Below are 23285 nucleotides of genomic sequence, written 5' to 3' on the forward strand. Positions count from 1 at the left end.
GATGATGCGAACGGCGGCAATTATTGTCGCCGGTGGGCGAGGACTGCGCATGAAGAGCGATTTGCGAAAGCAGTATCTCGTCTTTGGCGGCCGGTCGATTCTGAGTCATACACTGGCGGCTTTTCTGACATGTCCAGACGTCCATCGTATTTTTCTCGTGATCCCGGAAGCCGATGAGGCCTACTGTCGAGACCATATTCTGGCGGATTTTCCCGATGACTGTGCGATCGTCGACCTGGTATCGGGCGGTGTCGAACGTCAGGAATCGGTTTACAACGGGCTCGAAGCCGCGATGGGGTTGGCCGATATCGTCGCCATCCATGACGGGGTCCGGCCTTTCGTTCAACCGGATCTCATCACCCGGTGTCTCGCGGGGGCCAAGGCTTATGGCGCCTGTGTTCCGGGCGTTCCGGCGGTGGATACCCTCAAAACGGTGGACAACGACATCACCATCGAGAAAACCCTGGATCGGAGAAAGGTCTGGTGTGCCCAAACACCCCAGGCCTTTCGATACGACCTCATTTGGGCGGCTCATGAATCGGCCCGATCCGCGGGAGTGGTGGAAACCGATGACGCCGCACTTCTGGAGCGTTTGGGACGGCCGGTTCGGATGATCCCGGGGTCTCGCTATAACCTGAAGATTACCACGCCCGAGGATCTGGCACTGGCCTCCGCCGTCCTCGCCTTGGCCGCTTCCCGAAAAAATCGCACGAAATCATGATACTTCGGATCTGATGATTTCGATGACCGCTCTGGGGGTTTTGGCTTGTCGGAGTCGGCCTTCCTGTTCAGCACGTTCAAAAATTCCCCGAAGTTCAAAATCCAGTAGAATGACGCAGCGCCCGGCCTTCAGCGCCAGGGCGATCTCCGAAATCGTCCCGGGGCCGCCCGGGCAAGCGACGACAACATGGCTCGAAAGCGCGTTGACGGCGTTCCGGGCGCTTCCCATGCCGGTGACGATGGGAATGGTGACGTAGGGAGACATCTGTCTGCAGTGATTGTCGGGGAGGATGCCGACAACGATCCCTCCGGCCTCCCGTGCGCCTTGAGCCGAAGCGTTCATGACCCCTGCGTTCCTGCCCCCGTTCAAGAGCACCCAACCTTCACGGGCGATCCGCATGCCCAGTTCATGCGCGTTTTTCAGGACCGTCGGGTCGACGTCGGCACCCCCCATGACACCGACGATCATCGGGTTTCCGAGGGGTTTCTCGAGAGAGATGTTCATGCTGCCTCCTTCGACTTGATGTTCAGGATGCGGTAGGCTTTGATGGGGGAAAGTTTCCCTTTGATCTTCCGAGGCTTGAGAAGAACCACGTCCAAAGTGTCCTTCATATGTGCGTATACGGCCTTGCTGATGACGATCTCCCCCGGGCCCGAGAGCCCATTCAATCGGGATGCCATGTTGACGGTGTCGCCGATTACCGTGTACTCCATTTTGACATGGGAGCCGATGTTTCCCGACAGCACCACGCCGGTATCGATACTGATGCCGATCTTATTCAGAAGGGTGTCTTCATGGGATCGGTTTTTTTCAAGAAATATCCGTTGCATGTCAAGGGCCGCCTGCACCGCACGGACGATGTGATCCTTTTGGGAAACCGGAACGCCGAAGATCCCCATGACGGCGTCACCGATGAACTTGTCGACATACCCGCCGTGCTGGTTGATGATTTTTGTGGCGATTTCGAAGTACGTGTTGAGGTGATCAACGATTTCCTCGGGCTCACGAACCTTCGAGTAGGACGTAAATCCCCGGACATCCGTGAAAAGCACCGTCGCTTTCCGCCGTCTGCCCTTTAGCCAGTCACTTTCCGGATTGTCCAGGATCAGCTCCAGAACCTCGTTCCCGACATATTTACCGAAGGATCGTTGCATGATCGATTTCAGCCACAGCTCCCGGCTCATGGCATTGAACGACATTGCGATATTTCCGAATTCATCGTTTCGGATGGTCTTGATCTTGTGCTGGTAATTGCCGACGCTGATTTCATTGAAGGCTTGGACCAGCTTTACCAGGGGGCGTGAAAAACGGATGCTGTAGTAGACCGCCGTAATGATGCCGAGCCCGATGATCACCAAACTGATAAGGAGGATGTCACGGGTTTTTTCACGGATGGTCAGGTCGATGAAATCCAGTGATATGCCGACGTGGACCTCTCCCAGTGCCTCGTCTTTCATAATGACGGTGCGGCTCAGGTTGAGGATGTGCTCCTCTGCTTCCGAATAATAGTCGAAATAGGTCACATCCCCTTCCTGGATGCCGCTGCTGAGAAATGGCGCCATCTTTAAGGTTTCGCCGATCCGGGTATGATCGGTGTGGGCCTTGATGATCTTGTCCCGGTCGAGGATAATGGCGTAGACAATGCCTTCCACTGCGGACGCTTCGGTGATCAGCGTGTTCAGTCGAAGATCGTTGTTATCCTCGAGGAGAAGTATTCTCGCGTTGTTGACAAAATAGTTGAGGCTCACTCTGCCGATGAGAAGGGCTTGCCGAAAAAGTTGTCGGTTCTGAAGGTCTACAGTAAAGAGGTAAAGGGTGAATATGGCGACGGATATGAGTACCGTCGTGATGATGGAGAGCTGAAGCCATATGGGAATTTTGAGACTCCGGAAACGCTTTCCGGACGTTCGGGGGTGGTGTTCGATCTGACTCTGGGCGTTTTCGGAAAAGGATTTGATGGAATGGTTCTGTTGTTCGTTGACGACGCTTACGACATCCTTTTCTGTGGCATAGCCCAGACGAACAAGGATTTGTCCGAGATATGTCGAATCGTTCAACGTTGCGCCGTCGTTTTTCTGAATATCAAGGGCTTCTTGGAGCTGCGTCTCGGTGATGATGTTTTTTTCCATGAGCAGTTGGCCGAAAAGCAGCTGCTGTTCCTGGTTTTTTTCCATGCCTTGCCTTCTGTACGGCGTTGTCATGAGGTCATGTCCGAATTGTCATCGAGGCATTCCGGTATGTTAAAATATTATTTGATATCCAGGCATTTCTTCGTTGGTTTTGTATAAAATACGGTTCTGTCATCATACCGGTCCGTGATGTGAACGCCCATTGAAATGCTGATCGGGGTTGGTGGTGGATTCTGCCTGGTGGCGGACTGCATGGGCGGCGCTGCAGGCGGGAGCGTTGGCCGGCTGATATGTTGTCGATATCCGTCTCAAAGCGTTCTCACAGTCCACGGTGGATTCGCTGTCGGTGCTGTTGCTGCACAGGTTCAGAAAACCTTCCAGACGGCCAACAACATCAGTGTGGCTCATATGGGGAAGGATCTCGGCCTTGTTTCAGGATACTTTTTTCAAATTCCTCAATTTTTTCAGCAGAAATTGGGCTTGGTCGATGTTTTCGGTGACGTCCTTGTACCCGGGATCGATAAATCGAACCTTTTCCCATTCCTCGACCGCCTTGTCCATACCTTCTCCATTATCTCCAGTGAAATATTTTATCCCGTTGTTGTAATGCGTTTTCTTGAAAATTTCTTCATAATCATTGCATCCGGTGCAGGACGCCTGATAGGCTCGCGCCCGATTCAGGCTGTTCTGCGCCTGGTCGAAATCCCTTTTGTTTCCTGTGCGCCTGTAACGCAGGAATTTTTTCATTGCAATCTCGAAATGGGATTTAAAGAGGTATTCGGTTGTCTGAACCTCCAACGGCGGAATACATGCTTTCTCGATTTCCGCAATAGCGCCGACATAATTTCTTTTTCTGTAAAAACTCAGCCCATTTTCAAAGTGATGATTTGCAATTGCCTCGATTTCTTTGAGATATTTCGAGCATCGGCTGTCTTTCCGATGGCCTTCGGCAGCGGCCGAGAAGGCCCTGTGGGCTGTGCGATAGTCCCTTTTTTTTAGAGCAACGAGACCTTTCGCCATCTGATCGTTGAATGGATCAGGAGCCTCTTCCCCGTTTTCACGGGCCATTCCGCTCCGTTTGTCTACGGCAGTAGCGTCTTTTCCCGGACTGTCTGTGGATTGCCCTGATTTGGGTGAACCGTTGGCGCATGTGGCGGAAGTTGTCGTCAGGACCGGGGGGATACCTCCGTCGACAGCCGGCAGCGGAAGGATGAGCTGCCGGCCGGCTTGCAGGGAATCCGTTTCATGGATTTCATTGATACTTTTTAAAAGATGGATCAGTTCGTCCTTGCAGCTACCGTAATAGTGTACCGCAATCTGTGATAGCGTCTCCCCTGGCTCGACCGTATGAATAATGTTGCTTTTGTTGGTGTCTGTTTTTACATGATGCGCATCGAGCGAGGGAATGCGTTGAGGCTTTGCCTCGCTCGCCGGCTCTGTATCGGATTCGGTTTCAGGCAGGGCGAGGCTGCCGGGACCGCTCCCGCCGGCGATTGTTCCGCTACTGTCACTCCCCGTCGGGTGGGGGCTTTCGGGATGTGGTCGCGCAGCTTTTGCCGGGAAGGATTGATGTTCGATCGCACATCCCGTCACTCCTGCAAAAATCAGCACGGATACAAATATAATTATATTTCTCATTATACCTTGTGGTTCCTCAATATTGACTAAACGTGTCGGACACGTTGTTGATCATTCAGGCCAAACCAAGGCGTGATGCCGTCCACTGGATTGCTTTTGACCTCCGTCATCGACCCGGTTCCGGCAGAACCGGCTTTTATTCATATCAAAGAACCGAAGCATTGTCATCAATATGCGTGCGACGGGTTGTTTTAGGGATTGCTGAATTTCGAGGCCAGATTGTTGTCGATCACATACATACAGACCTCCTTGGCGCCTTGCTCGGTATATCTGGATTTTTTAGAGAGATTGTTCATCAGAAACGTCACGTCCTCTCGGATACGCTTGTCGTAGGTTTTGAACGCATCCTTGCCGTAATCTTTGATGGCCTGGCGGAAGTTTTCATTTTTGAGGAACGGGTCGAGGACCTTCTCTTTCAGGGTATAGACATATCGCTCGTAAAGGTCCTGGTAAAGTTGAGTATCAACGATGGGGGTGCCTTCCAGAAGAATTTCCTGTGTCAGGGTTTTTGCCGCATAGATCTTTTGAGTCTCGGAGCGGAATTCCTTCCGCCTGGCGTCGGAGACGTTTCCGCCGAGCAGACGGTTTTCAATTCCCCAGAGAAACTCGTCCGTGATTTCGAGATGCTCGCCCGTGTAAGGGCAGGTTTCTTTGACGCCGAGTTCAAAATTGACGGCGAACAGATAATTCTGAATATCCCTGGAGATCTGGGCTTCATTATAGTTGTAGAGGGACTCTTTGACCTCATGAAGGACGGTATAGTCATACATCCTGAGAAGGGATTCGAGAAACCCCGGGGGGATGGATTCGCTCAGATCAGCGCGGATCTTTGTAAAATAATTGCACAGGGTCGACATATTGATCAGTTTGTCTGTACGGGCACTGGAGGAATAGAATTCATTGAATATTTTTATGGAATCGCGACCTGAGAAGCCTTTTTTACCTTCGGTTTCCGATTCGGCAAGTATTTTGCGGCGGACCTTGGCGGTGAAGCTCTTGCGGTCCTCATCCGACAGCCATTTGGGGATGTACCCGGTATAGATTTCCATCTTGAGAAGGTGGAGGTTCGGGTCGCAGTAGAGACGGTATTTGCTCGGATCGCCGATCCATTCCAGGAGAGCCTCTGATTTTTGATTGAGGCGCGACGAGATGATTACCCGTGCAAAATTATGGAGCACTCTGGGTAGAAAGCTGTCGACGATTTGCTTTCCGAAGATATTTTTATATATTTCAACCTCGGTGTTCAGGTCCAGAACGTACAGGATCTGGATATACTCGATACGGTCGGAAAACGACTGCAGCCCGTGGATGTTCTTTTTGTCCTCGGGATTCATGAGGGCGAAGAAGAGAGAGTTGACGTTCTCCTCGATATCCTCGACCTTGTGGATTCCCTCGCTGATAATGTTGTGGAGTTCCATCAGTCGTTCGACGTTGTGAGACTTGATGTCCATCAGGGCATAGATGCCGTTGTTGGTTTTGGCATATCGTGAAAAAATGTAGTTCACCTGGTTGCTGTCTCTGAGAATTTCGTTGATGCGCCGCTGAAGCATGGGGTTGGTCATGGTGGTCTGTCGCATGGGCTTGTCCCCCGGGTTGAACACGCTGATGCCTTGTCCGAGCCGCCGGTTGAAATGATAGGGTCGGACATACACCATTTTGAAGACCTCCTCCGGGCTTTGGAGCTTGCCGAGAAGGGCCTGATAAAGAGAGCTGCAAATGGTGCAGGGCTTATCCCTGAAGACCCATTCATAGGCCTTGTCCGTGAAAAGCCTCCATTTGAATTCATCGTTTTCGAACAGATCGTCAAAAAGTTGGCGCCGATATCTCTTGGGGATGATAAGGAGCGGATGTTCGTGGCTGGGACAAGGGACATCGATGTAGTCCTCCTGGAGATCATGGGCGTAAAGATCTTCCTCGTAAGCCTCTTCCTGCTCATTCGGTCTTTCCTCGTTGTTGACGTCAAGCGTTTCCTTAGCCGGGGACGTCACCGAAAGGATGCGATAGAGGTTGTCCAGCATGGGATTGTTGTTGTGGTTGTGATAGCTGCCGAGTGCCTTGCGGCTCAGGCGCCAAACGGTTTCATAGCGCATCCCTTCCGGAGTGTTGGCATAGGTCTCATATTTTTTGAGAAGATTGTTCAGAAAGGTGCTCTTGCCGCATCCGGGAGGGCCGTCGAAGATGTAAATTTTGTTCTGTTGGGCCCCTCTTCTTAATGCTTCGATATGATTGATAAAGCGATTTGCAAACAGTCGATCTGCGAAAAACGGGTGATCCGCGTCCTCGACAAAGAGGCGGTTGCAGTCATAGTAGACATAATGGATCGATTCCGGGTCGCCGGGATATTCGTCAACCCCTTCTTCGATATAATAACGGATCATGTCGTAGAACACCTGGAAGATATTGCGGATTACCTGGTGAGGCTTCTCGTTCATGATTTTCAGAAAGTCCTCGAAAGGAATCAACTCGTTCGGATGCGTGTCGCTCATGGTGCGATTGAGATTGTCCAAGGCTTTTCGGATTTTGTTCATAGGTTTAATTCATCCCCTCATGCCGTTTTCTGGATGGATGCTCAAACGTCTTCCATATTGTACAGAATTCTTCGGGTCAGCCGTCGCTTCTCCATGGTGTAAAGAACCCGCTGCCATTTAATGTCGAAGGTGTCGGACGTCTCCTGGGCCGATGTGCCGCCCACGTTGAAAACGGCATAGGGGGAGGAAGACGTTTTGGCCACTTCGCTTGTCTCCAGTTTGACGGGTCCGCCCCAGAGATATTCGATCCCCAGCATGGTATTGGCGATGTAATCTTTCACCAGGGGCTTTCCCTCGAAGCGGTGCACCAGGTAGAGGGTCTTGTTTTCGGTCTTTTTCGGATCGATCTCGATGTGGGGCGGATGGTAGAGTCCCTCGATCAGCATTTGCCGGTAATCCTCGGCCTTTCGGGACTTGACGTAATATTCCCAGGCGGTTTTGGCCGGATTCATCCGCTTTCCGACGACGAAAAGTTTGTGAGCATCGATAAAATCCTGATCGACAAAGGTCTTGACGAAAAGAAAGTCGTCCATGTTTTCCCGAACATCAAAAATAAACCGACGGCCGGCTCCTGTTTTTGCGTCGTAGACCTCCCGCAGATGCGCGTCTTTCATTTGATGAAATGTCATGGTGTGCCGCCCCTTGTCCGCCATCTCCTTGATATAATAAAAGAGACGCATCCCCAGGGCGTAAGGGTTCAACCCCACCCGGGGAAGCGCCGTTACGCCGGCGTTGATGCGGGCAAAATCAACCTCGTGACCCTGGATGCGGTCGTCCGCCATGAACAAGACCTCGTGCCAGTAGCTGGCCCAGCCTTCGTTCATGATTTTGGTCCGGATCTGGGGCTGAAAAAAAAGGGACGTCTTCCGGATGACCTGCAGGACCGATTTCATCCAATCGTTCTCTTCCTTGTTCAGGAATTCCGAGTGAACCATCAGAAAACGCAGCAGGTCCATACGGGTTTCGGGCTTTTTTTGAAGGCTTTTCTGGTAGACCGCCTTGAATTCGGGGTGCTTCAACTCGGTATCCGCCAGAAAAGTTTCCTCACCGTGCTGTCCATAATCCCGTATGCATTGGTTGTACCGCTCGATTTCCTTGATGTAGTCGGTGATGTTGACCTTCTTGAGGGACTGAAGAAAGACATCGAAATAAAAATTGATCGGGCCTGAGCCGGAGGCCGCTGACGGCGGTTGAACCCGCGACAGTTCACCGTGAAAGGAGACCAGGTTGTCGATGCCTCTGGCGAATTCGATGACATAATCGACCCATCGGCCTTTTTCCGACCGCAACCGGGCGATCAGTCGTTTGTCCGACAGGGCCTCTCCGGTGAAGTCATAATCGTGGGTATGCTGAAAAAGCAGGTTGTTCTGAAAAAAGTCGATATGCCCGATGACGTGATAGAAGATCATCACATTGAGCCAGTCGGGGTTGTTGTCATTGTAAAAGGAGATGGGCGGCCGCGTGTTGATCACGGTCTCATAAGGGTTTCCAGGATAAAGTTCGTATTTTCCCTTTCCCTTGAGGACTTCGACATCGTGAACCCAATAATCGTACAGGGTGGGGATCATGATCTTGGGTGACAGTTCCAGGAGATCCCGGTTGGTTACGATATACTCGAGGGTGTCGTCCTGAAAGCGCAGCCCGGCGTCCCTCGCCCGCTGTTTGCACCCTTCCATAATTTTTTTTGCATGCTGGCCGATGAGTTCCATGGATCATCCTTCTCCCGGGTAGAGGTCGTTGTCAGCAGGAGGCGATCATACCGCCGCCATGGAGATCAATGTCTTGATGCCTTCAATGATCCGGGCTTCGTCGGCATCCTGCTTCATGACATCCATTCGGATCAGACCGGGTTTGTCCTTCAGCAATCCCGATCGGTTGAGATATTTTTCCACTTCGCTTTCGTCGCTGCTCATGCCGTGCCGGGCGACAGTGACGCCTACACGGTTGGCGTAACGCAGCATGCGTTCGATTTCCGGAAGGGTTTCCCTGCCGTCCGTATCCCAATCGTCTCCGTCCGTTCCATGGAAGACATAGATATTATAGTCCTTCACCAGATTCTCCTTATCGACGATCTCATTGACGAGGCGATAGGCGGCGGCGACTTTTGTGCCGCCGGCGACCCGGGTGTTGTAGTAGGTATAGAAATCGGACACCTCGACGGCATCGGTGTCGTGAAGGATAAATCGCGATTCCACCTGTTTTTCATACTGGTAGAGGAGCCAGCTGTAGATCAGAACGTGCTGGGAGACGATCAGCTCAGTGGGTTTTCCGGTCATGGATCCCGAGTAGTCTCTCAGGAAAAAGACCATGGCCTGGGATTCGTAGTCCTTTTCCCGGGAGAGAATTCGATAGATCCGGTCGGTGGGCGAGATCAGAAACCGGGTGGGGTCGATATCGGACACGTCCGGCAGATTCCCGAGATGGATATTGGTTTCCAGAATTTGCCGAAGCGTGGCCTTTTTGTCCAGATGCTGTCCAAACCCCCTGTTTCGATCGGTCATGTCGTAGGTGTATCGGGTGAGGGACCGCTTTTTACCTTTATCCTTGAGGTTGGGCAGCTCGAATTTCTCCGTCAGGATCCTGCCGAGGTCGTAGGCGCTCGATTCCATTTCGTGGGGGCCGCCGGCGCCTTCGCCGGGTCCGGCGCCGGCGCCTTCGGGCGAGCGAACGGGCTGTTCACCGATGACCTCACCTTCTTCCCCCTCTCCGGACCCGCCAGACTGCTCCTCCTCGTTGGGGACGCGAATACTGTCGTGGATGAATTTTTCCTCGACGGTGGTGGGGACGACGACAATCTTGTCCTTGCCGCCCTTGCCGGGTTTCACCAACCGTCCGATCCGGATCTTCCTCGGAAATCCGTCTTTTTCTCGAAGCTTGTCCCGTTCCAGGAGCTCGTCAAGGGATCTCAGACAGGTCGTGGCGCTTACATGGGGGGGCGTCATGTCCTGGAGTTCGAAGAGATCGGCATATTCATAAAGGGTGTCCCGACCGGGGGGAAATCCCCTGTTCGTTCGGGCCGGGGGATCGGAGGGCGTTTCGTGGGAAAGATCGCCGTTCAGTTCCCGGAGAATCCCATCCTCGCGATGGGGGGAGAGCCCCTTGGCTTTGAGCCGCTCGTAGTATGCCTTCAGTCGTTGTTCCATGATGGTTGTCCTGTCGTTGTTCCCTGCCGCCGCCTGTCGCGGATAAAGATTTGGTTAACAGCGAACTACTTTTCATCTTCCTGGGTGCAGAAGTATTCAATGGTTTTCTGGGCGCAGGTCATGCAGTAACCGAGCTTGTTCAGCATGGTGTCGACCATACGGTCGTATAGCTTCTGGTTCTCTTCATTGGTGCGGTTCGCGAGGGCCCCGATGAGACTGCCCGCACCGGCAATGTCGGATTTGAGTCGGACGTCGGTCACTGCCTTCACGAGTTCCAGGTTATCCATGAAGTCATAGTTGGGGTCGACGGTAATCTTCTGGCCGTAGATCTTGCGGATGGACGTCCTGAAACTCTCGCGGTGCTCCTCGGTTTTCAGTCCCAGGCGATCTTCCACGCTCTGGATGTAGCGTTCGTCGATCTTGAGCGCTTTGAGTTCCCTGGATTGGGGATCCTTGTATTTCCACATCTTGTCGGGGCCCAGATTTTCCGCATCGATGCCGATGATCATGTTGACGTAGTTCATGACGTCCTTTCGGATGGCCATGGGTTCGTCCATATAGGCATTGAACATCTCCGTCATGATCCGCTCGCGGTAAAGCCCTTTGGCAATCTTGAGGTCCTCCAGAAACTTGCTCCGGTCGTTGGCGTCCGATACGTAATCGAGGACGATACGCTCGAGGCACTTGAAGATATCATAAGCGAACATGCATTGGCCTTCGTTGGTCTCCGAACTCTCGATGAGGAGTTGAAGCGCCCGGCCGAGGTTTCGCTGACCGAGGCCTTTCTGACCGAACCGCTTGATGATGTCCGGATCCTGATTGAGGGTGTCGATGACCTCGGCAAGTGCCTTGATGCTTTTTTCGCCGGCCACCTCTCCCGCCGCCAGCTTCATCGTCTCGATGGGCGTCAGCTTTTCGGACCGGGGCAGCCGGGTGAGAACAACGCCCACCGATGTGGCATAGTTGAGGTTGGGGTCCTGATGAAGACTTTCGCGGCTCAAGGTGGTTTTGGCTTCGCTGCCGATGGAATAGGCGGTCAGTTCGCTCTGGAGTTTGTAGTTGGTGTTGTGGGAGACATAGCAGATGCGGCACCGATCGACGATGGGAGCTTCCTCCTTTTCCGCCAGAAACCGATTGAACTCGGAGTTGTTGCTGGTGGCGATGATAAGCGTATCGATGGGCCATTTGTAGCCGTCGATCTCGATGTTGCGGTTTTGGATGACCCCCAGATAGACCTGGACCAGGTCCTTCTTGTTCTTGTAGATCTCATCGCTGAAATGAATTCCGCCCCCCGCAACCCGAGCCAGTGCTCCCCTCCGCAGATCGAATCGGTAGGGATTGTTGGTGTCGGTGATGTGCAGGAGGCGCTGGATCGACTCCTCCCCTAAAAGATCCACCGCTGAAGAGGTGATTTTATCCTTGGCGGGATATTTGCCGGTGATGGTGCCGAGACTCTCCACCAGGGGGACGGGGATGATCTGAACGAAATCGAGCATTCGGTCCAGGTCGCCGTCGCAATAATTGCGGATGTCGTTCCAGATGTATCCGCTGCAGGCCCCCATGGGGCGGTAATTGTCATACAGCGTTTCGATCTCGTCATCCGAGAAACCGATTTCGCGCGATAGAAAGGCCCGGTTTTCATCCGGATCGTCAAAGAGGTTCATCCCCAGAATGACGGGATCCTCGTATGTCTGGGATTCAATGACGCTGATCCGGCCGTAGCTTCCCAGCTGATCTATGTTCATGAAACGGAAGGTGTACTTTCGGTTTTCGGGTTTGGAAAGGAATTCACGGTATTTTGCACAGACAAAATCGACCAGGAAGGTCTTCCCGTTGCCCGGCTCCCCCACCAGGACATACGCCATCTCCTTGGAAGATCCGCCTTCAGCGGCATCTTTGACATAGGAGACAAAACTGTTGATTTCATCGTACATGCCGATAACATGCTTCTTCCCTGTCCTGAAGATATTGAAATCATATGTAGTTTTACCGTTGACCACGACTTTCTTGATTTCGTTGTCCAATATCATTCGGGCGACGCCCTGGAAGGCATTTTCGAAACGGCGGCTTCCCTCTTTGACCGCTGTAAGATGATGTCGGAGCGTGTTCTTGTCTGTACTCGCCATGATGTCCTCCTGTGTCTGGCGGATGGGGAGAGGGGCGACCAGAGATTCCCTTATCCGGATGGTTTTTTAAGGATCACTCTGCCGTCACCGAACCGGCAGATGCATGCAATCTAAGGAAAATAAAAGGAAAATAAGTTCTTATATTAATAGTATAATGGCCGGGAGATGGAATGCAACACAAAACTTCGGAAAGGAAAACCGTCGGATATTTTTTGACAAAAAACAGCAGCAGAAGTAGTATACTGAATATTTATACATGACCGAATCACGATGGTTCGGCGGTTTTGCCCGGACCATTTCCCCACACTCAGGACCGGTTCGAGATCGAGCCATTTTTGTTCTACCTCAATATGCATGGAAAGGTTGGCCGCAGGAATTCTCGGCGCATTTTGACGGGAAAATCGGGCAAAAGGGGCACGCCTCAGACAGGTCTTACAAAAGAGAGAGGCCCTTTTGGACGCTAACGACAAACGATACATCATCGGCATAGACCTGGGAACCACCAATTCCGCCGTCTCCTATGTGGACATGGCGGCGGAGAACGGCGATTCGTCGCGGATCAGACTCTTCCAGATCCCCCAGTTGACCGGTGCGGGAGAATTTTCACGGCTGCCGGTGCTCCCCTCCTTTTTGTATATCCCCGGTGACTACGACATTTCCAAATCGGCCATCACTATCCCCTGGAAAACCGAGGACGACAATTTCGTAGGGGCCTTTTCCCGGGATCACGGTGCTTCGGTGCCGGCCCGATTGGTCTCCTCCGCGAAAAGCTGGCTCTGCCACGACAAGGCGGATCGGCACGCCAGGATTCTGCCCTGGGGCGCCGAAGCGGATGTAAACAAGGTATCTCCGGTGACGGCTACGGCCTATTTTTTGAAACACATCCGAAACGCCTGGAATCACGCCATGGGGGATGAGGTTGAACTGTACATGGAGAATCAGTTCGTCACCCTCACCGTTCCCGCTTCCTTTGACGAAGTGGCGCGGGATATGACCCTGGAGGCTGCGGCCCTGGCGGGCTTCGGCCCGGTAACGCTTCTGGAAGAGCCGTTGGCGGCCTTTTACAGCTGGTTGACGCGGCACGAAAAGGACTGGGACGATCATGTCAAACCGGATGAACTGATCCTGGTTTGCGATGTCGGCGGCGGAACGACGGACTTCACCCTCATCACCCTGAGAGAGGTGGACGGAAGTCCCCGTTTTGAAAGGATTGCCGTAGGGGATCATCTGATCCTTGGCGGCGACAACATCGATCTTGCCCTGGCACGGCACGCGGAGGCCGTGCTTTTCCGTAGGAAAACCAGGGGATCGCTCACAGGCGATCGATGGAAGATGCTGTGTCATCAATGCCGTCAGGCCAAGGAAATGCTTCTGGACGGTCTTGGGGAATCGCGGAAAATCACGCTCATGGGGAAGGGGCGGAAAGTCATCGGTGACGTCCTTACAACCGAGCTTGGGCGGAAGGAGGTCGAACACATTGTTCTGGAAGGGTTTTTCCCTGTCGTGGATCGAACGGACGAACGAAAGGCGATGTCGCGGAAAGGCATCACCGAGTTCGGCCTGCCCTATGAGCCGGAACCGGCGATCACCCGTCACATGGGCTGGTTTCTGGAGCATCACGGTGAGGATGTTATGAAGGCTCTCGGCCGAAACAGCCCTGCCCCGGACCTGATCCTGTTCAACGGCGGATCACTCAAGTCCCGGGTGATTCAGGATCGCATTCGGGAAGCGCTCCGACACTGGTTCGGGATATCCGACACAGCGCTGCCTCGGGTACTCGCGAATCCCAACCCCGACACGGCCGTCGCCCTGGGAGCGGCCTATTACGGACTGGTCAGGGCCGGTCGCGGGGTTCGGGTGGGGAGCGGCAGTGCGCGTGCGTATTACATGGGGGTACGAACGGATTCCCCTCGGCAGGAAGCGGTCTGCATTGTCGAGCGGGGGCTGGACGAAGGGAGCCGCATCATTCTGGAGGACCGAACCTTTGAGGTGCTGACCAATCAGCCGGTCTTTTTCGAAGTGTTCAGCTCGAGCTTTCGTTCCGGAGACAAGGCGGGAGACCTTGTCGTGGTGGACGACACATTGACCCCCCTTCCACCGCTTCGGACTGTCATCCAGTTCGGCAAAAAGGGTGCGGAAAAATTGATTCCAGTCGATGTCGAAGCGGAATATACCGAGGTTGGGACCTTGGGGATCTGGTGCCGATCCCGAATCAGTGATCACCGCTGGCAGCTTCGATTTCAGTTGCGGGATGCGGGGGCCGCCGCCGACGTTTCAGAGACGGAGGTTTTCGACGAATCGGTCGTGGATGCGGTGTGCCGAAAGATTGAAAATGCATTTTCAAGCGACGCCGACCCCAAGGCATTGACCGCTCTGGTGAAGGATATCGGCGGCATGATCGATCGGCCCCGGGATCAATGGCCCCTGACTCTCATCCGAAAGATGGCAGATGCACTGCTTGGCCGAGTTTCCGCAAGGGGCGCCAGACATCTGGCGGAGAGCCGTTGGCTCAATCTTCTGGGATACTGCCTGCGGCCGGGTATGGGGGACGGTTTCGACGAACATCGCATCAGGAAGCTCTGGAAAATTTACAAGGGCGGTCCCATTCATGGAAACAACCCTCAGGTCAGGTCCGAGTGGTGGATCATGTGGCGGCGGGTGGCCGGCGGACTCAAGCCTGGCCAACAGCGACAGTTCATTCAGGATTTGACGCCGGTAATGTTTCCGAAAAAGGAGGCGCGGGTCAGGGTGGCCCCTCAGGAGTATCTGGAGATCTGGATGGCCGTTGCAAACATGGAACTCCTGCTTGTCAAGGATAAAATTAAATGGGGTCGTAAATTGCTTTCCGAGTTGAACGACCGAAAGGCGATGCCCCAGCATTTCTGGTCTCTTTCCCGCATGGGGGCCCGAGATCTCCTTTACGGCCCCGTCGATCGCGTCATCCCTCCCGACGAGGCTGCCCGCTGGATTGCCGCGGTTTTGGATCGGGACTGGCCGGATCCACGGTCTGCGCTCCTTGCAGCGGCCCAGATGTCCCGGAAAACCGGGGACCGTATACGGGACGTGGATGACGGAACGACTCGGCGAGTGATCGATGCCCTTGCTCGGAACGGGGCTTCGGCGGACGATCTCCGGCCCCTCAGGGAAGTCGTTCCCATGAAGCAGCAGGAAATCAACACGGTTTTCGGGGAAGCGCTGCCGACGGGCATCGTTCTTCGTGCCGAAGGCTCGAAATGAACGGTTCGGATCGGAAAGCCTTTATGCCGTGAGGTCTGCGATGAAGTCTCCGATGACCCGGTGAACCCGGTGGGCGCCGTCGCCGGCGAGGATGACGTGTCGGTCGAAGTTGAACAGGATATACGTCTTGTTTTCGGAGCCGATGAGATCGAAGATTCGTTTCGATTCACCGGGGAAGGCAATAGGGTCCCGGTGGGAGTGGATCAGGAGGGCCGGAATATCGATACCCGGCAGCTTCTGATCCAGCCGCTCCATGAGTCGTTCGATTTCACGGATTCCCGATACCGGATTCCGGCTGTAGTTTGTAAGGGGGTTTTCCGGCAGGTTCTCGATGAATTCCTTTTCCCGATCCGCATTGCCCCGCACCCTTTTCACAAGCAGGTTCCAGAAGTCCAATGCCATATTTTTCTTCAAGTAGGGATCATGCAGCCTTCGGGGAGGACAGACGGCAAAAACCCCCTGAACGCCTTCGTTCCGCGACACCAGATCCAGAGCCAGCGCCGCGCCGGTGGAAAATCCACCGACAACCACCCGTTTGCACAGGCTGCGGACAACGGCAAAGCCCGCATCGACGGCGTTGAGCCAGTCCGAGTAGGTACGCGTGGCCAGATCATCGGGTGAAGTGCCGTGTCCTCTGAGGCGTGCGACATAAACTGTTATGCCCTTGCTGCCGAGATACCCGGCGAGCTCCGCCATTTCAATGGGAGCCGACATGTATCCGTGGATCAGAAGAACGCCGATCCCGCTGCCTTTTCCTCTGACCAGATAGGGCATGCCGACCTCTTTAGGACGCGACTCGCCGTCCACGAAAAAGGTTTCATACTCCTGCTCGTAGAGCGACTCGGCCTGTCTGATCAGATAGGCTGCCGTGCGGCGCCTGATCCAGAATTCCGGTAAAAAGGCGATGGGTCGGATTTTACGCTGAAGTCGTTCCAACGGTTCCACCTCGTTGGCCATCACGGCAATCGGGTTGTCGACCCGAATCTGATGGAAGTTGAATATAGGGGTTGAAAAGGGTTTCTTTTTGACGAGATAGGGACCTTGACGAGCGAGAACACCCTTCGCGACGGCGATGGTGATAAAGTCGCCGAACTTGCCGTAACGGTCGTCGGTAAGAAGATGGACCTGATCAGTCTCAAAGCTGTGGTGGAAGAAGATCTCGAGGCCTTTCAGATTGAGCTGCGTCGCGAGAAACAGGCGGCGTTTCAGATCGTCGATGCGGATTCGTCGGAAAGGCATGTGGCGGATGATGGAGGCCGCCAGATGATCGTGATTCACGGTGGTCATCCGGTAAATGCTTCTCATGTAGCGTTCCATGATTTTCGCGGCCGATTTCCTGAGAATCTTTGCGGAAGGGATGGGATTGTCGAAGCTGATGTAACCCGGTGTTTCGATATCCCGTTGAACGGTGGGATGGTCGAGATAGATGCCGACATCGATGGGCGCACCGAACCGGATGTCGACGTCCACACCGGAAAGGAGCATGGACCCTTCGGTCATCAGCTCTTCCACGGCCCGTTCGTCCAGGTCCTCCACAAAGGTGACGGCTAGTCTGCTGAGCAGGTTTTCATGGGCGCGCAAGGGGTAATAGGTGATGTTGACGGGGACGATATAGGTCCGTCGTTCCAGCATCGGCGCAAGGGCGTCGATTTCGAAGAGCGACATCAGGCGCCGGGCTTCTTCGGGCGATGTCGCGCCGATTTTCCCCATGCGCCGCCGGTAGAATTCGGTTCTGAGCGCCAGGCTGGCGGCTCCGGTATGGGGCCGGTGTTTGCCTGTCTCGCTCAGGATCATGTAGCGGCCCCGGTGGACGATCTTCTTGTTTTTGACCATCCGACCTTCGGGGAAGATGATCCAGGCGGCGTCTCCCTTGAGCAGGGTTTTGAGGATCAGGCAGTCCCGATCCGGATCACGGGTGGAAATGGCGCCCACATAGTCCAGGTAGGTCTTGAGCCCTCCCTTGAAAAGAGCGGCGTCCGCCAGCGACCATACGGGAACGCCTCCCGTGAGTTTGTAGATATAGCTGGGGAGGATCATGGTTTCGATGCGTGTGAAGTGATTCACTGTAAAGATGATCGACCCTCTGGGAATGTTTTCCGTTCCGTGAACATGGATATTGGCCCTGGAGAGGCTGGAAAGGGTCTTGATGGCAAGGCCCGTTGTCAGGTATGCGAATCGATTCATGGGTTCATTGACATGTCGTGGCGATGGTAATCTATCAGGTTTCGATTGACATGGGCTTACGTTGGGATTATCGTATAACGCTTTGAATTAAAAATAAAGTACTTTCGGAGGTCGTCCATGTATTCTAAGATATTGATTCTTCGCTTTCCACGCGAGGTCGCCCATAAGCCCATCGTTTGTCACCTGGTCAAGGATTACGATCTCATGTTCAATATCCTGAACGCTCAGGTCCTTCCCCGCAAGGAAGGCATTCTGGTGCTTGAGCTCTATGGCGAGAAAAAGAATTTCAAGTCCGGTGTGAGCTTTTTGAAAGATCAGGGCGTCAAGGTGACCAACGCCGATCAGGAGGTCAAACGGCTGGAGGAGCGATGCACCCATTGCGGCGCCTGTACGGCGGTTTGCCCCACCGGCGCCCTCCATATCCGGCGTCCGGAGATGCGTGTTGAATTTGAAGAACAAAAGTGCAGCGTCTGCGAGTTGTGCATCACCGCCTGTCCCACCCGTGCCATGAGGATCCGTCCCACCAATAAGATGTTTTTTGAATGAAACCCAGAACAGCCATCGCCATAAGCGGTGGGATCGACTCACTTGTGGCGGCAAGTCTTCTCCAGGAGCGTGGTCACCGCCTTATGGGTATCCATTTTTTTACCGGATATCAGGATCTCTCCATGGAACAGGTGCAGGGGGCGGCCCGACAGCTGAATATCCCTCTGGAAATCGTGGACGTCGGCGACCTGTTTCATCGGAGGGTGGTCGACTATTTCGTCACGACCTACCAAAAGGGGCTGACCCCCAATCCATGCCTCGTCTGCAACCCCGATGTCAAGTTTGGCGCCGTCATGACGATCGCCCGGCAGATGGGCGCCGATTGGATGGCTACGGGTCATTACGCCCGAATCCGGCGGTATCCGGACGGGACATGCCGTTTGTTCAAAGGCAGGGACAGCCGAAAGGACCAATCCTATTTCCTGGCGTTTCTGTCCCAGGTTCAGCTGTCGCGCGCCCTTTTCCCCCTGGGGAGCATGACCAAGACGGCGGTGCGGCGGTTGGGGGCTGAAAGAGGGCTTTCGCCGATCGAAGGCCGCGAGAGCCAGGATGTCTGTTTCATCAAGGGATCCTGCCGGAAATTTCTGGTGGAGCGGGGTGGGATCGAGCCTCGCCCGGGGCCGATTTCGGATGTGCACGGCCGGATCATCGGTACCCATTCGGGGCTTCATCAGTTCACTGTGGGGCAGCGCAAAGGCATCAACTGTCCGGCTTCGGAGCCTTATTACGTGATCGATACAGTTCCCGGGGAGAACCGTCTGGTGGTGGGGTTCAGGACCGAGATGGGCGTCTCCCGATGCCGTCTTTCCAGCATCCGATGGATTGGGCGTCCCCCTTCGGGGAGAATCCGTTTGAGGGCTCGAATCCGATATCGGCATCAGGCGGTGCCGGCGACGTTCGAACCGGATGACAGGGGTGGCGGAACGCTTCTTTTCGACGCGCCTGAACCGGCCGTAACCCCCGGTCAGGGTGCTGTTTTCTACAGAGAAAGCGAGGTGTTGGGGGGCGGTTGGATTGAGAGGTACCGTTGAAATCGTTTAAAATCATTACCCTGGGCTGCAAGGTCAATCAATGCGAATCCGAATCCCTGGGGGTTGCCCTCAGGGAGGCAGACTGGTGGCCGGCCCCTGAAGACTGGCCGGCAGGGCTTTGTATCATCAATACCTGCACTGTGACGGGAAAAGCTTCCATGCAGTCGCGCCAGGCCGTTCGCCAGGCCGTTCGAGCCAATCCCGGCGCTTTTATCGTCGTGACGGGCTGCTATGCCCAGACGGAAGCCGAAGCACTCAAGAAAATCGAAGGGGTCGATTTCATCGTGGGCCACGGCGACAAGCACCGCATCGCTGAGATTGTGGACGTTTATCTCAAGGACGCTTCGACGCCCCGCCGTTTCGAAACGGATGTGGATCCGGCGCCTGAATTTCAGGCGATGAAAACCCTCTCGCCCATGGTTCTCAGGCGTGATGTCGCGGACGCACGGGGATTCGATCCGATGCCTGCCGCTCCCAACGGCAACCGCACCCGGCCTTCGCTGAAGATCCAGGACGGCTGTGATGCCTTTTGCACCTACTGTATCGTGCCCTATGCCCGGGGCCGCAGTCGAAGCATGCCGCTTTCGGAGGTGATGGAGAGCATCGCAAGGCTTTCGGCGGCAGGGTACCGTGAGGTCGTCCTTTCCGGCATCCACCTGGGATGTTACGGACGGGATCTTGAGCCGTCTGCGGATCTTCCGACACTGCTCCGACGGATCGACGATGAAGCCGTCATCGATCGGGTCCGGTTGAGCTCCATCGAGCCCCTTGAGCTGTCCGCGGATATCGTGGACCGGGTGGCCGCTTCGGAGCGATTCTGCCCCCATTTTCATGTTCCGCTCCAGAGCGGGGATAACGGTGTCTTGCGTCGCATGCATCGGCCCTATACGCGAGACGTCTTCGAGAAGATAGTTGTGAGAATAGACGATGAAATCCCTCACGCCGCTATCGGCGCGGATGTGCTTATCGGGTTCCCCGGCGAGAGTGAGGCGGCTTTCAGAAATACCTATGAAACCGTGAAAAACCTGCCCATCAGCTATCTCCACGTCTTCCCTTTCTCGGCGAGAAAAGGCACTCCCGCCGCCCGTTATCCGGATCCGGTCCCGATCGATGCGATCAAGGACCGGTGTCGTCGCATGCGGGATCTGGGGAGTATTAAGCGCAAGGCGTTTTATCGGCGTTTTCTGGGACGGACCGTCACTGTTCTCGTGGAAAATGAGCGGGATGCTGAAACAGGGTTGTTGAAAGGGATGAGTTCAAATTATCTGAAGGTGATGCTGGAAGGGGGCGACGGTCTGAAAAACTGTATCGTACCCGTTGTTGTCGAACGGGTATGGCCGGGCAAGCTGGTATTCGGTCGTCTGATGAATGACCTGCCCCCTCGATAAACGCGTCTGTCTCAGGAATCTATTTTTCCTTCTCCTCGTCGTATCCCATTGGAACCGAATCAGCCGGCTGTTCCGGCGCCTTGCCCTCCGGCGCATCGCCATGGGAAGCGCCGGGCTCGGTATCGGCCGCCGGCTTTGAAGGGCCTTTCGGGCCAAACATATTCGTTTCCGGGGTCTCGACCCTGAGATCCACCTCGTCCGCAGGTTCTATTTCCTGAGGGACGGGACCGAAGGGGTAGGGCTTCTGGGTTTCGCAAAGTGCGATGAAGCGCAACATCCTGTAGATGTATACCGTCAAGCGATGATTCAGGCTTTTGATGGCGCCGTTGGGCTGGGTCAGGATGATGAGCACGATGCCTTGAAGGAGCGTGAGAACGAGAAACGCAAAGGCGACCATGCCGGTAAGGATGGCGTAGAGGGCGGCGAAACAGAAATAGATCCCGATTTTTTTCCGGGCCAGGATGAAATTCAAGCATGCGTTCAACACGGCAAAAAGAACCGCTTTGACCTGATCCATGAGGATGCCTCCTTTTGTAGGTGTGATCGGTAAGAATGTGTATGGGAAATAACAGATTATCCCCAGAGGGTCAACATGTCAAAATCGATTCCGCATATTCCTTCATTTCCCGGTTCCGATCTTCGTCGGGAAGTTGTTCCGTCAAAGCCGACGGAGGAAAAGGGAGCCGCCGGAAGAGCTTCTCTTCCAGGCTCACGGTTTCTTCCCAGATGATGTTCAAACGGTCCCGTAACTCGGGCGTTTTGCCGTAACGCTCCAGGATGTAGGCCATTCGCTCGTCCAAGGGCGCGATCCGGTCATGGATGACCCGCTTGTCCGCATAGTTGACAATCTCGGCTTCGGAGACAGGTCCGGTCGGGTGGAAAGTGTCCAGACGAACGTGTTGGCGGACGACGGCCGCCACTTCGGGGAACCCCTTTCCCGAAAGATATACGCCGCCGCTTTCCGCATGGCGCTCGCCGGTGGTGAGACTTCGGGTCTTGGTGATGTCGTGGAGCAGGGCGCCGGCAAGAACGATGCTCCGGTTGAGACAGCCGGCCTGACCCTGGAGACTGTCGGCGATCAGGAGGGCCACCCGGCAGACCTGGATGGAGTGGGCAACGATGTGGTCAAGTGTTCCGGCTGAATGAATCAATCCGAAACATTCATGTTTGGATGGAACGATCATTATCGGCTCCAATGCTGCTGTCGGGAGGCGTTTTTCGCTGAACTTCAATTGGTCAGACTCTGAATCGGTGCGGGGATGCGGCCGCCGTGGCGGATAAAGCGGTTGGGCCCGGGGATGTTTTTCACCGGCATGATGATCGACTCCCCCAGCAGTCCACCGAAACAGGCCCGCTCCCCGGCCTTTTTTCCCGGCACCGGGATCAGGCGGGTGGCCGTGGTTTTTTTGTTGATGACCCCGATGGCCATCTCGTCGGCCATGATGGCGGCGATGGTGTCTTCGCTGGTATCCCCGGGAATGGCAACCATGTCCAGCCCGACGGAACAGACGCTGGTGATGGCCTCCAGTTTTTCGATGGTGAGGTGACCTTCCTCGGCCGCCTTGGAAATGTTGAGATCCTCACTGACCGGCACGAAGGCCCCGCTCATGCCGCCGACGTAAGAACTGGCGAAAGCCCCGCCTTTCTTAACCGCGTCGTTCAGGAGGGCCAGGGCCGCCGTAGTGCCGGGCACACCGATGCTGAGCAAGCCCAGACTCTGGAAAATTTCTCCCACGCTGTCTCCCACGTTGGGTGTCGGTGCCAGAGAAAGGTCGACCACACCGAATTGAGTGCCCAACTGTTCGGCCACCTCCCGGCCGATCAGTTCGCCGATGCGCGTGACCTTGTAGGCGGTTCGCTTAATCTCTTCGGAGATCAGGCCAAGGGGCATGTCCGGACGGGTTGAGAGTGCACGATCAACAGCTTTTTTGACGACACCGGGTCCGCTGACCCCTACATTGATGACAGCGTCCGGTTCACCGATGCCCAGATAGGCGCCCGCCATAAAAGGCGTGTCCTGGGGAATGTTGGCGAAGACACAGAGTTTGGCGCAGGCGATCCCGTCCCGATCCGCGGTCATTTCCGCAGCCTTTTTGATGATCTGTCCCATGAGCAGGACGGCGTCCATATTGATGCCGGCCTTGGATGATGCGACATTGACGGACGCACAGACACGGTCGGTCTCGGTCAGGGCCTGGGGAACGGCGGCGATGAGGGCACGATCGCCTTTGGCCATGCCTTTTTCGACCAGCGCGGAGAACCCGCCGATAAAGTCGACGTTGGCTTTCCCGGCAATCTGGTCGAGAGTGTGGGCGATCTCCACCATCTCCCCGGCGGAAAAAGCCGCACCGACCGCCGCCACCGGGCTGATGGCGATCCGTTTGTTGACTACGGGGATGCCGTATTTGTCGCCGACCTCGTTGCACGTCTCCACCAGGTTCTCCGCAAGCCCGAGAATGCGGTCCTGGATTTTCCGTTTGAATTCAGCGAGATTGTGACCCGCGCAGTCAAAGAGATTGATGCCCAGGGTCACGGTGCGAACATCCAGATGCTCGTTTCGGAGCATTTCAATTGTGGAAAGAATCTCTCTTTGGGTTAACATCACATTGACCTT

At 54.8% G+C, this 23285-nt stretch carries 17 protein-coding genes; 5 read left to right on the forward strand and 12 right to left on the reverse strand.

The genetic code is table 11. From position 1 onward, the window contains the following. The first annotated feature begins 4 nt into the window (after nucleotides 1-4). On the forward strand, nucleotides 5-721 hold the full coding sequence (gene ispD / locus AB7S84_RS00215; protein WP_078081382.1) for a 2-C-methyl-D-erythritol 4-phosphate cytidylyltransferase: 717 nt from the start codon (nucleotides 5-7) through the stop codon (nucleotides 719-721). Here ispD and AB7S84_RS00220 read toward each other — a convergent pair. The 8 genes from AB7S84_RS00220 to AB7S84_RS00255 form a co-directional block, all read right to left on the reverse strand. After that, nucleotides 716-1225: a TIGR00725 family protein gene (locus AB7S84_RS00220; protein WP_428152633.1), complete on the reverse strand. Its 510-nt coding sequence runs from the start codon at nucleotides 1223-1225 to the stop codon at nucleotides 716-718. The genes ispD and AB7S84_RS00220 overlap by 6 nt on opposite strands. After that, nucleotides 1222-2895 (reverse strand): adenylate/guanylate cyclase domain-containing protein, encoded by a 1674-nt coding sequence (locus tag AB7S84_RS00225; RefSeq protein ID WP_428152635.1) that lies wholly within the window; start codon nucleotides 2893-2895, stop codon nucleotides 1222-1224. Before AB7S84_RS00225 ends, AB7S84_RS00220 begins: the two co-directional genes overlap by 4 nt. Nucleotides 2896-3024: 129 nt before the next feature. Then, nucleotides 3025-3258, reverse strand: coding sequence for a hypothetical protein (locus tag AB7S84_RS00230; protein WP_428152637.1), 234 nt, complete (start codon nucleotides 3256-3258; stop codon nucleotides 3025-3027). A 24-nt stretch (nucleotides 3259-3282) separates the two neighbouring features. After that, on the reverse strand, nucleotides 3283-4488 hold the full coding sequence (locus tag AB7S84_RS00235) for a LysM peptidoglycan-binding domain-containing protein (RefSeq protein WP_428152639.1): 1206 nt from the start codon (nucleotides 4486-4488) through the stop codon (nucleotides 3283-3285). A 191-nt stretch (nucleotides 4489-4679) separates the two neighbouring features. Beyond that, a complete protein-coding gene (locus AB7S84_RS00240) occupies nucleotides 4680-7016 on the reverse strand; it encodes a serine protein kinase PrkA (RefSeq protein ID WP_428152641.1) in 2337 nt (778 codons plus the stop codon). Between the two features lie 41 nt (nucleotides 7017-7057). Then, nucleotides 7058-8725 (reverse strand): SpoVR family protein, encoded by a 1668-nt coding sequence (locus tag AB7S84_RS00245; protein WP_020875198.1) that lies wholly within the window; start codon nucleotides 8723-8725, stop codon nucleotides 7058-7060. A 45-nt stretch (nucleotides 8726-8770) separates the two neighbouring features. Further along, on the reverse strand, nucleotides 8771-10159 hold the full coding sequence (locus tag AB7S84_RS00250) for a DUF444 family protein (protein WP_428152646.1): 1389 nt from the start codon (nucleotides 10157-10159) through the stop codon (nucleotides 8771-8773). A gap of 65 nt (nucleotides 10160-10224) precedes the next feature. Beyond that, nucleotides 10225-12285 carry a serine protein kinase PrkA gene (locus AB7S84_RS00255; RefSeq protein ID WP_020875196.1) on the reverse strand — a complete coding sequence of 687 codons (2061 nt, stop codon included), beginning with the start codon at nucleotides 12283-12285 and terminating at the stop codon, nucleotides 10225-10227. Nucleotides 12286-12738: 453 nt separating this feature from the next. On the opposite strand from AB7S84_RS00255, the gene AB7S84_RS00260 reads away from it, so the two are divergent. Beyond that, entirely contained in the window at nucleotides 12739-15522 is a 2784-nt protein-coding gene (locus AB7S84_RS00260; protein ID WP_428152649.1) for an Hsp70 family protein, read from the forward strand. A gap of 21 nt (nucleotides 15523-15543) precedes the next feature. On the opposite strand, the gene AB7S84_RS00265 is transcribed toward AB7S84_RS00260, so the two are convergent. Beyond that, on the reverse strand, nucleotides 15544-17706 hold the full coding sequence (locus AB7S84_RS00265; RefSeq protein ID WP_428152651.1) for an alpha/beta fold hydrolase: 2163 nt from the start codon (nucleotides 17704-17706) through the stop codon (nucleotides 15544-15546). Between the two features lie 117 nt (nucleotides 17707-17823). Between AB7S84_RS00265 and AB7S84_RS00270 the strand changes: the two genes are divergently transcribed. Genes AB7S84_RS00270 through mtaB form a run of 3 tightly spaced genes read left to right on the forward strand, consistent with a single transcriptional unit; the run spans nucleotide 17824 to nucleotide 20671 of the window. Then, nucleotides 17824-18252 (forward strand): NIL domain-containing protein, encoded by a 429-nt coding sequence (locus AB7S84_RS00270; protein WP_020875193.1) that lies wholly within the window; start codon nucleotides 17824-17826, stop codon nucleotides 18250-18252. Beyond that, complete coding sequence (mnmA, locus tag AB7S84_RS00275; protein ID WP_020875192.1) at nucleotides 18249-19283, forward strand: tRNA 2-thiouridine(34) synthase MnmA; 1035 nt, start codon at nucleotides 18249-18251, stop codon at nucleotides 19281-19283. Before AB7S84_RS00270 ends, mnmA begins: the two co-directional genes overlap by 4 nt. Continuing rightward, nucleotides 19280-20671, forward strand: a complete 1392-nt coding sequence (gene mtaB / locus AB7S84_RS00280) for a tRNA (N(6)-L-threonylcarbamoyladenosine(37)-C(2))-methylthiotransferase MtaB (protein ID WP_428152655.1) — start codon at nucleotides 19280-19282, stop codon at nucleotides 20669-20671. Before mnmA ends, mtaB begins: the two co-directional genes overlap by 4 nt. A gap of 19 nt (nucleotides 20672-20690) precedes the next feature. On the opposite strand, the gene AB7S84_RS00285 is transcribed toward mtaB, so the two are convergent. From AB7S84_RS00285 to AB7S84_RS00295, 3 genes are all read right to left on the reverse strand, one after another. Further along, the gene (locus AB7S84_RS00285) at nucleotides 20691-21188 is read right to left on the reverse strand and encodes a DUF4389 domain-containing protein (RefSeq protein ID WP_428152657.1); all 498 of its coding nucleotides are present in this window, start codon (nucleotides 21186-21188) and stop codon (nucleotides 20691-20693) included. A gap of 70 nt (nucleotides 21189-21258) precedes the next feature. Further along, nucleotides 21259-21855 (reverse strand): HD domain-containing protein, encoded by a 597-nt coding sequence (locus AB7S84_RS00290; protein ID WP_020875189.1) that lies wholly within the window; start codon nucleotides 21853-21855, stop codon nucleotides 21259-21261. A 44-nt stretch (nucleotides 21856-21899) separates the two neighbouring features. Continuing rightward, nucleotides 21900-23273 (reverse strand): PFL family protein, encoded by a 1374-nt coding sequence (locus AB7S84_RS00295; RefSeq protein ID WP_428152661.1) that lies wholly within the window; start codon nucleotides 23271-23273, stop codon nucleotides 21900-21902. Nucleotides 23274-23285 lie beyond the last annotated feature (12 nt).

This window comes from Desulfococcus sp., from assembly GCF_050178255.1.
GTDB lineage: Bacteria > Desulfobacterota > Desulfobacteria > Desulfobacterales > Desulfococcaceae > Desulfococcus > Desulfococcus multivorans.